Annotated in this window: 10 protein-coding genes; 9 read left to right on the plus strand and 1 reads right to left on the minus strand. The window is 40.7% G+C overall.

All coding sequences use genetic code 11. The features are described 5' to 3' along the window. The first annotated feature begins 23 nt into the window (after positions 1 to 23). From AAH582_RS03285 to AAH582_RS03300, 4 genes are all read left to right on the plus strand, one after another. Positions 24 to 1,751: a hypothetical protein gene (locus tag AAH582_RS03285; protein ID WP_343321204.1), complete on the plus strand. Its 1,728-nt coding sequence runs from the start codon at positions 24 to 26 to the stop codon at positions 1,749 to 1,751. 10 nt (positions 1,752 to 1,761) lie between these two features. Next, positions 1,762 to 5,259: a DEAD/DEAH box helicase gene (locus AAH582_RS03290; RefSeq protein ID WP_343321205.1), complete on the plus strand. Its 3,498-nt coding sequence runs from the start codon at positions 1,762 to 1,764 to the stop codon at positions 5,257 to 5,259. A gap of 18 nt (positions 5,260 to 5,277) precedes the next feature. After that, positions 5,278 to 5,970, plus strand: a complete 693-nt coding sequence (locus AAH582_RS03295; RefSeq protein ID WP_046674172.1) for a hypothetical protein — start codon at positions 5,278 to 5,280, stop codon at positions 5,968 to 5,970. A 157-nt stretch (positions 5,971 to 6,127) separates the two neighbouring features. After that, positions 6,128 to 6,439, plus strand: a complete 312-nt coding sequence (locus tag AAH582_RS03300; RefSeq protein WP_313155184.1) for a hypothetical protein — start codon at positions 6,128 to 6,130, stop codon at positions 6,437 to 6,439. A 60-nt stretch (positions 6,440 to 6,499) separates the two neighbouring features. On the opposite strand, the gene AAH582_RS03305 is transcribed toward AAH582_RS03300, so the two are convergent. Continuing rightward, entirely contained in the window at positions 6,500 to 6,850 is a 351-nt protein-coding gene (locus AAH582_RS03305) for a helix-turn-helix domain-containing protein (protein WP_286767628.1), read from the minus strand. 276 nt (positions 6,851 to 7,126) lie between these two features. On the opposite strand from AAH582_RS03305, the gene AAH582_RS03310 reads away from it, so the two are divergent. The 5 genes from AAH582_RS03310 to AAH582_RS03330 all read left to right on the plus strand — a co-directional run bounded on the left by AAH582_RS03310 (position 7,127) and on the right by AAH582_RS03330 (position 14,272). Beyond that, positions 7,127 to 8,257, plus strand: coding sequence for a TlpA disulfide reductase family protein (locus tag AAH582_RS03310; RefSeq protein WP_313155186.1), 1,131 nt, complete (start codon positions 7,127 to 7,129; stop codon positions 8,255 to 8,257). 20 nt (positions 8,258 to 8,277) lie between these two features. Continuing rightward, positions 8,278 to 8,436, plus strand: coding sequence for a hypothetical protein (locus AAH582_RS03315; RefSeq protein ID WP_156167645.1), 159 nt, complete (start codon positions 8,278 to 8,280; stop codon positions 8,434 to 8,436). Between the two features lie 156 nt (positions 8,437 to 8,592). Further along, complete coding sequence (locus tag AAH582_RS03320; protein ID WP_343321206.1) at positions 8,593 to 11,673, plus strand: SusC/RagA family TonB-linked outer membrane protein; 3,081 nt, start codon at positions 8,593 to 8,595, stop codon at positions 11,671 to 11,673. Between the two features lie 28 nt (positions 11,674 to 11,701). Continuing rightward, positions 11,702 to 13,276, plus strand: a complete 1,575-nt coding sequence (locus AAH582_RS03325) for a SusD/RagB family nutrient-binding outer membrane lipoprotein (RefSeq protein WP_343321207.1) — start codon at positions 11,702 to 11,704, stop codon at positions 13,274 to 13,276. Positions 13,277 to 13,306: 30 nt separating this feature from the next. Beyond that, on the plus strand, positions 13,307 to 14,272 hold the full coding sequence (locus tag AAH582_RS03330) for a DUF1735 domain-containing protein (RefSeq protein WP_343321208.1): 966 nt from the start codon (positions 13,307 to 13,309) through the stop codon (positions 14,270 to 14,272). Positions 14,273 to 14,337 lie beyond the last annotated feature (65 nt).

Genomic DNA, 14,337 nt, shown 5'->3' on the forward strand with positions numbered 1-14,337 from the left:
TTTTTAACCTTAAATCATTTAGTATGGAAATTAATAGCCAATTAATTATTGATCGGCTTTCCCAGCGTATGGATCTCGATTGTGCCTATGTCATTAAATATCAATTTCTCGATCAGGAATCCCATCATTTAGTTTTAGCGCTTAAACCCGTGAGTGGACTTTCACACAAAGTGCTAAAACCTATTGTGGAGTTGTGCTTGATGGATCAGGAGAACATTTCATTTGAATTGATTTTTGCGCCAGAATTGAAGAATAAAATAAAGCTTGGGAGCTTATTTTATTGTTATGCGATCTTGCCTCAGCATGAGATTTTTAGTAGTACACGAAGTAGTTCTGTCATCAGTAAAGGAAAGGAAATACGTGGCATATTGGATCTCTCGGAAAAGTATTATGAGAAGGCGACCGCTGTATCCGCGGAGTTTTTACAGGGAGCACAAACATTTGCAGAAATAGCCAATTATCCGCGTGCTTTATTTATGGTTCACCAAAGTTTGGAAAGTCATTTGAAACTGCTTCAGGTAATGGTAGAAGGTAAGGGAAATAATGTACATAGTCTTGACAGTCGAATTCGGAGCCTGCATACGCATTTTCCGATGTTCAAATCGGTCTTTATGGGCGAGACAGACGAAGATAAGATGCGTTTTGCATTACTGGATAGTTCTTTTAATGCTGTTAATCAAAATAGAGACCTGGATATTTCGGCCGTAGATGCTTCGCAACTATATGATCGTTGTCTCGTATTGCAGGCTGCAATAGAAAAGTTGTTTCGCTACTTTACGGAAGCTTTACAGGCTGTATACGATGCGCTTGTGACGGCAGAAGGTGCTGCGCAAGCGGCGCTAGAAAAGAGCAAGCTGGCTAAAATGAAGGAACAAGAGCAAGTCGAAGCTGGTGCAGACTTTCATAGTTTCCCCTGGCCAGCGCAGTATCAGAGCGATGTACAGGAGTTGTTGCATCAGATCCGTCAGGAAAATAATCCCGAACAAATGATGTTGCTCAATTATTATGTCAGCGATACTCATGGAAAAGGGCTGTTTGACTTTCCTCGTCAGGAAAATGGAAAAGCCGAGATCTATCTTGTTGTGATAAAAAAGAAATTGGGTCACTGTCACTTTCGAAAAGTAGCTTACGGTCAAGTTACTGCAGTTGTAGCTTTTTTGAATACGGACTTTCTGGAGACAAAACTCAACGAAGGTAGTCGATTCTCTCATATCATCTGGAATGAATCTGTTGTTCTCTACCGCCATTCGCGTTATAAACCGACTTATTCGGTTGTGCCTGTCGATTGGCATAGTACCTTATTTAAGATCTCAATTTCATGGGGGCGGAATTCAAAACTCATGCAGGATCTTTTGGCTGTTTTTTCTTCTGAAAACCTTTCTAGTGCCCAATTGGCTGTATTATTCTTAAATCAGTTGACTTCTATTGGATTATATAGCTATCTGTATCTCCGAATCGGTTATGCACCGATGAATGTCACCATTGCAGACCTCGTGGATTGGACCTGTATCTGTGATAAAAAGGTGAAAGAATTTTTTACAACAAGAAGTGAGGTGGAGGAAATATTGAATGCAGAGCTGTTAAAACACATGAAAGGGCGGGTCTATGAGCTTCCTGCACAATTGGCTCAGCTTGATATGGACTACTTTAAGTCAAAAGCGAAAGAAATTACGGATTTCTTTGTCGATCTCTGCGATCAGAGCATACGGTATATGGAGTTGAAATCGGAGGTTAAGTCCAATAAACAATAAAGGAGGATTTATGGAAAATAGTGTTGAAAATCTGGAGTTAGTAACAGATGTTGTTCCGATTATACCTGACAAAGAGAAGAATAGCTTTATTATTCCTTGGGAAAACCAAGAGGATCTTTATATTTCATCAGACTACTTTCTTAAGCTCTATAAAGGAGAAATACCACTGACGGATTTTCAGCTTTATAGTTACAGCGTTAGGATAATCAAAGTCAACAAGTTTAAATGGCCATTTTCTCTAAGAAGAGACGGAAATTATAAAAACAAAAATCTCAAAATTGATCTCGAGATCCGAGAAATCGGATTGAAGGTTAAGTGCGATTGTAAAAAGCGTCATGATAGTCTGTGTGATTATGTAATTATTGGACTTTATCGTAAGTTTTTAGTCAGTAATAAATTCTTACATGATTTATATGCAAAAGATATTGCCATCCTACCCGAAAGTCAGCATAAGTACTTTCAATTGGGTATTTCTAGGCTATATTACCGCAAGGACAAGGTTTGTATTGAAAATCATAGTCAATTTGGTCAGGTATATAATTATTTCGACCACCAGGAGCTTGAATCGGAATTGCTAGATGCAGCATCTGAAAACCGATGGATGGAACAGCATGAGGCGCCTTTTCCGAATTTTATGTATGTTATTCCTAGAGAGCGTCAGGTGGACGGACTGCCCTTTTTAATACCTTTTGAAATAAACAGTAAGATAAATTATTTAGGAGAATTTGGTAATAAGTTGGCGAATTTTGCTGATAGTGATGTTTTAAAAATCGATTTATGTCGTAAGATTTTAGCTTTTTCCAAAAGTCCACAAAGACAATTAGGGGATAGGGAAAAAGATGAGATGCGAAATGACGCTGATCGTGTGGAGAAGGATTTTATCATCAGTGCTTGGCGTAAACTTTTGGAAGGAAAATCGGATCAAAGATTACGTGTTGCTTTTGTCGATAGAAATAATTTTAAAACTACAATTGAAAACTTCAAATATCCATCCAAATATCGTACAACGTATCGGAATGTGATTTTGGCGGGCGATGATCTTAGTCTGAAATTTCATTTGAAAGAAGGCAGCGATCACCTGCTTCTATCGTTAATTCTTGTCTACAAAGGAAAGGAGTTGAAAGACTATACATCCGAATGTCGGTCCAATTTCTTCTTTATCAATCTAAATGAAGACGAGTGTCTTTTTGTTGATAATCTTCAAAAGGAGTTTGTATTACGTTTCTTTTACAGTATTTCTACTAAAATAACGGTGTTAAAGCGGGACTATGAAGACTTCTTTACGCGTATGTTGATTCCATTGTCAACATCCTTTCACATAGACCTTGAACCTTTAAACAAGGATACAGTTTTTATTTCTAATACCGCTCATCATGTGCCTCAATTTAAGGTTGTGGTGGAGAAAGACGACGATGATCATTTAAATTTCGAATTGAAAGCTATGCTGAGTGAAAAGGAAGAATATGTAATTCCATATGGAGGAAACTTGATTTTAAAACCGGAAAATGGAACCTGCCTGTATACGGAGAGAGATCTTGTTGGCGAGCATGAGTTTAATACCTTTATTGAAGCACAGTTGCCAAATTTGAAAAGCTGCACCAATAGAATGGTTAAGCGCTTGGAATGGCAGGCGCATAGCAACAGAAATAGACTGTATGAATTTATAAAAAAATGTAAGAGCAAGGGGTACAAAACTATTCTGAACAATATTTCAAAGGGAGCTTATTTGCTGCCACACCAACTGAAATGGGAAGTATTGGATATTCGTCAGGACAATAATGTATTTTCCATTTACATGATTTTCAAATTTGGAACAACGACCTATTTACCGGGAGAGTTTGAAGAAAAGATCATAAACGACTACAGTAGCATCCAATTGGCAGATAAATCTTTCGGATATATTAAAGCCTCAGATAAAGCATTATTTGATGTGCTGTTTAATTATGCGCTGGTTGAAACCGACTGTCTTAAACTCACTTCAGCCCAATTGCTATCTTTCCAAACACGGCTGGATCGAATTGATCCCCGTATTATTCAAAATAGCCTAGCTGAACGTCGAAAGAAACTGTTGGATACGGATGAAATAGCCCTGTTGGATGTTCCAAAAGCGATCCAGGCAGAGTTGCGCCCTTACCAACAGGCAGGGTTTAGCTGGATGGTATTCTTAAGCGATTTTCAATGGGGCGGTATCTTGGCTGATGATATGGGATTAGGGAAAACATTACAGGCAATAACGCTTTTGGAATATTTCTATCAAAATAATCCAAAGGCAGCCCCCTCAATTATTATTGTACCCAATTCCCTACTATTCAATTGGCTGGCTGAATTCAAGAAATTTTCTCCAAATCGTCGAACATCTATTTATCATGGACAAAAAAGGAGGGAAGTCACGGAAATAGAGAACGAATCCATCTTAATTACAACCTATGGAACAGTTATGATGGAGCTTGACTTTCTTAAATCCCAGTCCTTTAGTTACATGATTTTAGATGAGTCGCAGGCGATAAAAAATCGTCATTCAAAAAGATTTAAATCGCTAACTGAGCTAAAATCTTGCTATCGCATAGCGATGACGGGAACACCTATCGAAAATGGAGTGGAGGATATCTACGCACAGATGAGTATGGTCAACCCGGGTTTTTTTGGAACTTATGGCAGTTTCAATAACACTTATCGAGGGATCAAAGATGAAAATACAGCGCAAACAACTATTCTTGGGCTTCAAAAGATGATTCAACCTTTTGTCCTTCGGCGTACAAAAAAACAGGTTGCTTTGGACCTTCCTGAAAAGACCGAAACAATTCTGTATATGGATATGCTTCCGGAGCAAAGAAAGATATACGATAAGGTCAGAAAGATATTCAAGGGGGAGATTGAAAGTAATCTGAATAGTGCCGATTCCACAAAATCCAAATTTTTGGCGATAGAGGCGCTGCAAAAACTACGACAGCTGTGCAATTCGCCCATGCTGATGAAAGATGGTGGCTTCGGTCATGATTCGATCAAATTGGATTTTATTGATGAGATCATGGATGAAGTAGCTCCGAATCATAAGATTCTTCTCTTTTCGGCGTATACGTCCATGCTAAAGCTCGTGGCACAACGAATCGAAAATAAGGGTATAGCGTATGCCTATCTTGATGGTAAGATGAATCAGGATCAGCGGCAAAATGCGGTCGAAAGATTTCAGAACGAGAACGGATGCCGTGTGTTTTTAATCAGCCTCAAAGCCGGAGGAACAGGCTTGAATCTGACCGCAGCTGATTATGTTTATATTTTGGATCCCTGGTGGAATCCCGCTGCCGAAGCACAAGCTATCGATCGTTGTTACCGTATAGGACAAGATAAACATGTGATGGCTTATAAGATTGTCTGTCGGGATTCCGTTGAGGAGCACATCTTAGCACTCCAAGAAAGTAAAAAACGAATATCCGAAGGACTGATTTTAGATGAGGCTAATCTAATGAAGTCGATCAGTAAAGATGAGCTGCTTAAATTATTTGAATAACCAATTACAAAATAAATTATGAAAACAGAATCTATTCTAAAAACTTCCTATTCGGGAATGATGTATTCACACGATTTTCAGCTTTGGTACACCTATCTTAAGCGGCGTATTCAACAAGAGTGGAGGCCGGAGGAACTGTCGTTTTTACTGGGGAAAGCCGATCACGCTTATTTGGATTTTGAGAAAATGTATCAAGTTCGAAAATTTTTAATACAAGAGTCCATCCTGCTCGACCGCATCTATGCAAGCTCCTGCATAGAAGCGATGGAATTCCACCGTGAAAAATATGAAGTTTCCGAAGAGCGTCTCGTGCGCCTACATATCGAAGAGGATGAGGTAAAATGGAGTTATACGCTCGAACTACCTTGGCAGTTTGTAGCTGGAGATAATAAACCCGCTGCTCCAAAATTACAATTTGAAGAATGGAAGGCTGAAAAGGACCTTCAGATAGAATCGGATGCAATGTTGCATGTACGACAGAAAATTAACCTCCTTTTGGATGTGGATTTCTTCAGATCGGGGGCTTCTCCCTATCAGTTGTTTCGGAAAGTTAAGGATACGGGATTGGCTCACCTCCGGATTTATCCAAGACATTTGAAAAATGTACTGTATGGACTCATTCAGCAAAATAAATTGGTCATCATAAATGTGGAAGGAAGGTATTCTTTTTATCCAGTTGATAGAAAGGGAGAGCATGCAATATTTAATTAGTGGTGGTGAGAGATAAAACAACGTACACAGCATAAGGCTATGTTAAGTTTGATCAACCTTGTAAAATACGACGATCAAAATGTGGACCTAGCTAGTCACTGGCAAGGTACCTATAGTGATTATAACATGCAATCAAAATGAATCGCTATATTTAAGCATGCACGCAAAACCCGAACAACGTAAAACATCAATAGTGCCGACATTATACAACGTCCTTGTTGGTACTATTGGTGTTTTTGCTATTTTGACAGTTTGTTTCTATCATAATGATCTGGACGTCGACGGTAATTTAACCGTAGGATTTCCCTGGATATTCTTTCGGAAAGGGAGTGGCTATAGCCTGGATCTTAATGAGCAGGTCGGATACCACGAATTTGAACCTCTAAAATTGATCGGCAATATTCTTTTTTCTGCAACACTGGCTCTGATGATCTTCTGGATATATCGCGCCACCATAAGAAAGCGCTAGAAATTTTATAAATTTCATAAAGAATGCCAAGAATACATTCGCTAGTTTCAGGCTCCTTGACTATAATAAATTATTCTCCTTAATAAGGTTTCTGTAATACTGTAAACTTTCCTCTAAATAAGAAATATAACTCTCTTTGTCGCGTAAAAGCTGCTTTTCCTTTGCTAAGGGTAATTTTTCTTGCTTTAACTGAGCTGTCGGAGAATTGATCAGACTATTCATATCCGTGTTTAATATATCCGCAATTTGCTGTAAACGCTCAATGTCTATCTTCGTTGTTCCAATCTCAAGGTTCTGATAGGCTTTTAATGATATATATAATTGTTCAGCCATTGCCCGTTGGGAAATCTTGAGATATTTCCTACGCTCTTTAACGGCTTTGATAATTTCTTGTGATGTAACATTGCTCATGGTTAATAGAATGCAAATTAATGTGAATACAGGGTTTGGTATAAACAAAGATAAGTATTTTGAAAATATAATCTACTTATGTAGTAGTCTTTATTTTTATTTATTTAAAAATCACTGCTGTCCTCCTCGTAAAGCCTTCTTCGTAAAGGCGTATTAAATCTTCGTAGCACCATTTAATATAGGAACATTTTCTACCTAACTGTTGGAAATGAATAGTCAAACCACTTATTTTTGAATAGTCTACTTATTTGGTAGTTTTTATAAAATAATAAACATATGACTAAAGTATTTACATTGATTGCATCGCTCACTTTCTCTACAGCGATTATGGCGCAGCATAAAACTGCCCTGTTAAACGGTCAAGTGACTGGCTATACGACGCAGGACAAAGCTTTTCTGAGCTATCGGAATGGAACACAACGTATCGTCGATTCCGTCAACATTGGTTCAAATGGAACATTTCAATTCAATTATACCATTGCTGATCCGACAGTGGCCAGCCTAGCGGTAGGTAAGACACTTGCCCTGGCTCAACGGTCAAAAAATCTAACACTTTATCTTGAAAACACAGCGATCAAGGTTCAGTCCACCGATTCATTAAAAAATCCATTGATCCAGGGAGGGAATACAAATAAGGAGCTTAGCCAATTGAAGAAACGGCTGGAACAAATTGCTCCTTTGCGTGATGCGTTGAATACAAAATATTTTTCGGCGAGCCAAGAGCAACGAAATTCCCCAGAATTCAAAAAAGAAATTGAACAGCTCAGTGAGAACTATCAGCTTGAAAATAAGAAAATTCTGGAAGCCTTTATCTCAGAGAATCCTAATTCTTTCGTCAGCTTAGACCGGATTGCAGAAGTTGTTGGCTATGCTCCTGAGGCTGACGATCTAGACCGATATTTCAAACAGCTTACGCCTGAAATTCGTCATTCAGAAAAAGGAAAAGCTTTTGCACTACAGATTGATCAAACCAAGGCGACATCAATCGGACAGATTGCTCCGGCTTTTACCCAAGCTAACCCGGATGGGAAAAATATCTCCCTTGCCGATTATCGGGGTAAATATGTATTGTTGGATTTCTGGGCAAGTTGGTGTGGTCCCTGTCGTCAGGAAAATCCTAATGTCGTAAAGGCTTATCATGCCCTAAAAAACAAAAAATTTACCGTGCTCGGCGTATCTTTAGATCAACCTGGCAAAAAGAACAGCTGGCTAAAAGCTATTGCAGATGATAAATTAGAATGGGATCAGGTTTCGGACCTTAATTTTTGGGATAACCAAGTGGCTAAACTCTATAATATCCGATCGATTCCTCAAAATTTTCTGATCGATCCCAATGGAAAAATTATTGCCAAAAACCTTCGTGGTGAAGATTTGGAACGCCAACTTTCTAAATATATCGTTGATTAAACAGTAAACATGCAGAATTTATGAAAACACAGTTATCGATTTTATCCCGTAAAAAAAATATTTCCTCAACGACGGTCGTTGTTGTTGAAGAAAAATGGAAAGTGATTTTTATGCTACAACAGCTAACCTCAGCCTATATTTCCCAAGCACGAATGTGCATGCCTATTCCATATATGTAGGCCTCAACTACTCCCGCTATTTTATTCATTGACGATATGGGGTTTACCTCATGTTGTTCTACTTTTTTGTCGCAAAAAGGGATGCCGAGCAAATGCCTCTAGGGTATTGCTTTGTCCCTGTGTGACATGCTACACTTTTATTAATCGAAAATTACAATGAAACAAAAATTAATCTATTTTTTGTTGGGGATCCTCTTTGTCGTTCATGTTCAAGCACAGTCTGCTCGTAAAGTCAGCGGTATTGTGTCTGCTGCGGACGGCACGCCTTTGGCTGGAGTTTCTATCCGGGTAGAGAACACAAAAGAAGCCACACAAACAGGTAGAGATGGTCAATATAGCATCCATGTCGCAGCTTCTGAAAAACTGATATTTAGCTTCATAGGCTATCAGGTCCGTCACATTGATTTAAAAGGACGATCATCGTTGGATATTGTGTTACTGAAAGAGGAGTCTGTCTTGGATGAAGTTGTGGTATCGGCAGGAGGAATTCTCCGAACTCCACGCGAGCAGGGCTATGCAACCACACAGGTTACCGGCGAAAACCTCACCCAGGGAAAATCACCGACTATTTCCGGAGGACTTCAGGGCAAGGTCCCAGGATTACAGATCAATCAGATCAGCAGTGGCGTAAATCCCAACTACAGGTTGGTGCTTAGAGGAAACAGATCTTTATTAGGAGACAATACGGCTTTGATCGTATTGGACAATGCGGTTGTAAGTAGCGATTTGCTCAACAATATTAATCCCGCCGATGTAGAGAATGTACAGGTCTTAAACGGCGCTGCCGGTGCAGCAGCATATGGGGCCGAAGGATCCAATGGAGTGCTTATCATTACAACAAAGAAGGGGCAGGCGGGACGTACCGCGATCAACTTGAGTAATACTTTTACGTTGGAAGAAATCAGTTTCTTCCCGAAGTTACAGGATAAGTTTGGCGCAGGATCCACTTCGGGTGCACAGGTCTACAACCCCGAAGAGAACCAACAGTATGGTCCGGCCTTCGACGGGTCTACGGTTGCGATTGGTAACCCGCTGGAAAATGGTGAACAGCAATACGGCATATATTCTCCGCGCAAAGATCGTTTTGATTTTTGGAATGTCGGCCGCAATAACCAAACCGATCTTTCAATCTCCTCCGGAAATGATAAATCTTCTCAATACATTGCCGGGCAATATCTTACCGGTAGAGGAACAACCCCGGGCGATAAATACAATCGGATCTCTTTTCGTTTGAACGGTACAAGAGCTTTTTATCCCAATCTGACCCTGGATTATTCAGCGAGTTATGTCGAGAACTTTTATGATATTACCTCAGCCACAAGCTCCATTTATACACAGTTAACACAGACTCCAGCCAACATTCCATTATTGAGTTACAAAGACTATGTCAATAATCCTTTTGCAACACCTGATGGCTGGTACAATCCTTGGTACTTAAACCCGTATTGGACAGCGGATAATTACCGATCGAAAACAAAAAATAGCTATCTGACGGCCAAAATTGAACTGAAGTATCGTCCGACAACTTGGTTGGAGTTTACCTATAGACCCTCAATTTCCAACCGATGGTATGATTCAAAATCTGTTTCACCCAAACAGACATACTCGAGCTATTCTGTCAATACCATTGGACGTACCAATTTAGCGGGAGGTGTTTCGGATACTGAATATAACAGTGCCCGTATCAACCATGATCTTCAGATAGGCATAAAAAAGGATGTCAATGATTTCTCTTTCAATTTTAATCTGACCGGTACTGCCATTAGCCGACGGTATAAATCGGTGGCTGTTTCGGCATCAGGTCTTGAAATTCCGGGGCTTTACAACGTGTCCAACCGAATCGGGGAAGCTGGCGCTAGCGAGTCGAATACACTTGCGCGTACATTTGCGGTATGGGGTGATCTCCTGGTTGGATACAAGGATTATCTTTTCTTACATGCTACAGGCCGTAACGATTGGACATCCGTACTCAGCAAAGCAAATAGGTCTTATTTCTACCCTTCTGTAGACCTGTCTTTTATTCCAACAGATGCCTTCAAGCAATTAAAAGACAACTCGATTGTCAATTACTGGAAGTTGAGAGGAGGTGTGTCGCGCACTGGCTATGTCAACGTGGATCCTTACTCGCTGGTACCTACCTTCTCCTCAGTTACAGGATATAGTAGCGGAACTTTCTTTTCTCAGGGAAGCCGGATTATTTCATCTAATTTAAAACCGGAGATTACAACAGGGGTAGAGTTTGGTACCGATTTTAGGTTGTGGGATAACCGCATTGATGCAAATATCACGTACTATCATACCGGAACAACAGGACAGGCTATCCCTGCCGGGATAGCGATTTCATCCGGCTATTCTCAATTTTATGTCAATACGGGTAAAGTCACAAACGAGGGGATTGAAACCGCTCTACATATCACGCCTATTCGTAGCAGAGACTTTCAGCTAACGGTTGGGGGAAACTATACGCACAATAAAAATATCTTACAGGATCTTTACCCTGGACTAGATCGTATTTCCATTAATGGAAGTAGTGTGATCTATGCACAGAAGGGCTACGAGCTGAATCAGATTATTGTTTCAGATTATGCCCGTGATGAGCAGGGCCGTGTCATTGTCGACGTAAATACGGGTTACCCTTCCGTGGCTTCTGAAAGCAAAATACTTGGCAATACCACACCACGTCACCGCTTGGGTCTTGATCTGTCTTTACGTTGGAAGGATTTCTCTTTCAGCACCCTTTTTGAATATCGCGGTGGATACAAATTTGCCGCTATAGACCTCGGTAGTACGCTTGATTTTGGCGGTTCATCGGCTCGAAGTGCCTACTACAACCGGGAGCAGTTTGTCTTTCCAAACTCTTCTTATTTAGATGCCACAAGTGGTCAATATGTGGCCAACGATCATATTACAGTTTCAGATGGTGGAGCTGGATTTTGGACTTCGGGTACATATAACAGGGGTGTGTACAGCAATTATGTGATTTCTGGAAATTATTGGAAGTGGCGCGAGGCCTCGCTTTCCTACCGCTTACCGCAGCATATCATTTCGCGCTTAAAAGGGGTGAAAGCTGCTTCAGTCAGCATCCAAGGGCGCAACCTATTGTTATTTGCCCCTAAGTCCAACGAATATACCGACCCTGATTACAGTGCCAATGATAACAATGCAATAGGGGTCTCGACAACAGGACAGACTCCACCGACACGCTATTTTGGGGCTACACTATCACTTACTTTTTAACTAGTGAACAATCATATACTTATTCTCAATGAAAAAATTACATTTGAAAAATATATTGTCCCTGGGGATCATCATTGCACTATCTTCTTGCTCACAATTGGATATCAATGAAAATCCCAATGCGGCAACCGAAGCAACAATAACACCCGACCTGGTATTGACCCAGGCGATTGCTGCCACGGCATCCAATATCGTTAGTTATCATTCATATGGAGCCTTTTTGGTGGGATATCAGCTTCCCGGTGGCGGGATTGGCGGGTATGGAGATACGTACACGTATAACATCACATCCAATACCAATGTGGGATTGTGGAATAATGTGTTCAACAATCTTCGCGATTACCAATTTATTATCAACTACACACAAAAAAGCCCCGAGTATAAATTCTTTGGTGATATAGCGCGCATTTTTAAAGTGTTCAATTATCAGCTGCTCGTCGATGCCTACGGGGATGTACCTTACACAGAAGCGCTGCAGGGGGATAACAACTTGGCGCCCAAGTTTGACGATGATGCAGTCGTTTATCAGGAATTGGTTACCGAACTCGATGCGGTTATTGCGGATATTAAGCAGTATAAGGGTGATCTAAGTTACCGAAGTCTAACGAAAAAGACCGATCCGGTGTTTGCTGGTAACTTGGACAACTGGATTAAGTTTGCCAACAACCTTAAGCTGCGTCTTTTGGTGCGAGCAAGGGGTACTTCTATTGACAGCTTTGTCCAATCGGCTTTTAGTAAGTTCTCGACGGATGGATTTCTGATCGATGATGTACTCGTCGATCCCGGATATCAGGCCACGGCAACACAGAACCCTTTGTTTGCAAGTTTTCATAGCTCAACTGCTGGTTCAATTTCAACGGCCGCCAATTATTATGTGCCTTCTAAATACCTGTTTACGTTCTATGACGGTCGTAAAATAACCGATGAGAAACGTGGCAAACTTACGTTCCGAAATTTTCCCAATACATCCATCGGTCAGCTTGGCGACGAAGTCAATAACCCCAATTCTGATGACTATGTGTGGTATGTTGGAACAGGAAGTGCAGATGCCCTAGGTGTATTGAAAGGACGTACCGCAGGTTTGCCAATATTTCTTGCTTCGGAAACGTATTTCTTACTAGCCGAGGCGGCCTTATATGGGCACGAGCTTAGTGGTTCGGCATCAACCAATTTTGAAAAAGGTATTTTAGCTTCATTTACTTATCTGGAAAAGAATGCGACCAATGCATTGGCAACAGGACAGGTGCCTGCAACTGATGCTGCGAATTATAAAACAGAAAATAGTACAAATTATCTTGTCAACTATGCTTTGGCCGCCACAACCGCACAACGGTTGGAGGCTATCATCACGCAGAAATATATTGCCTTGAATTTTTTCCATGGTCATGAGGCCTGGAACGAATTTCGCCGCACAGGATATCCAAAAATTGTCAATGGTTCGCAAGTTGCCACGGAAACATTTGCATCGGTCCAATCGGGTTCGTCCCGCGCGGATAAACTTCCAATACGAAATCTTTATCCACAGACTGAAATAAATTTAAATGTGAACGTTCCCAAATTGACGAATGGATTTTCGGATCCAATCTTTTGGGATATCAATTGATCAACATCATCAACTAAAGCTTGAAAATCAATGAAAATAAATAAAAAATCAGTATTAGGCCTGACAGCGGTCACCTTGAGTATGGCGCTCTGGGGCTGTGTAAAAGAAAAAGGTGTCTTTGAAGATGGTGGAAGCTCAGGCATTGTGCAGCTTGTACTTCCTGCACGGACAAGCAGTACGGCAATTGCCCGTGCGGTAACAACTGTTTTTGAAGCCCTTGACGTGGTGACCCTTCCTGTAAAAGTTCAGTTGACAGGTTCACAAGGTGCCCCAGAAGACCTGAAGCTAACCTTGAAAATAAATGACAGCTCTGTTGATAAATACAACCTGGCCTGGCAATCTAAATACGAAGCATTACCTACGCGTTTATATGCCGTCGACACCTATGATGTTACTATACCCAAAGGGGCAAAAGAAGCTGTTTTAAATGTTAAAATTTATCCTCCGCGTTTTACAGCCACCGATTTTACCAAGTCCTATGCGCTTGGCATCCAGATACAGACCGCGACAGGTGGAAAGATCAGCGGAAATTATGCCGAAGGGATCTATGCTGTATCGATAAAGAATAAATACGATGGTGTTTATGAGATCACAGGAACCTACCAGGACTATGTCAATGCTGCCTTTAAAGGAATTTATCCACAGACCGCAAATCTGGTTACGCTCACAGGTAATACCACTGAAATTAATTATACAACCTTCAATAACGGTAGTTCTCCACATTCCTATTATTTTAACGCGGGGGGATCAAATTCTTATTTCGGCAATTGGAGCCCAATATTCACGTTCGACAATGCAACAAATAAGGTCACAGCAGTGACCAACTATTATGGACAGGGTTCCAATAGTAGTGGACGGTATGGCGAGATCGACAATACGGCAAATAACTATTATGACCCAGCAACGAAAACCATACATGTGACGTATTATCTTGTCCAGCCTTCGGGACGTCGGGGAAAATTTACAGAGATCTATACGTTCAAGAAAACGCGTTAGTCCATACGATTACCAAAGCACTTTTTCAATATATTTATAGCAATTTTGCACGGCGGCTGAGTACA

The organism is Sphingobacterium multivorum (genome assembly GCF_039511225.1).
Lineage (GTDB): Bacteria > Bacteroidota > Bacteroidia > Sphingobacteriales > Sphingobacteriaceae > Sphingobacterium.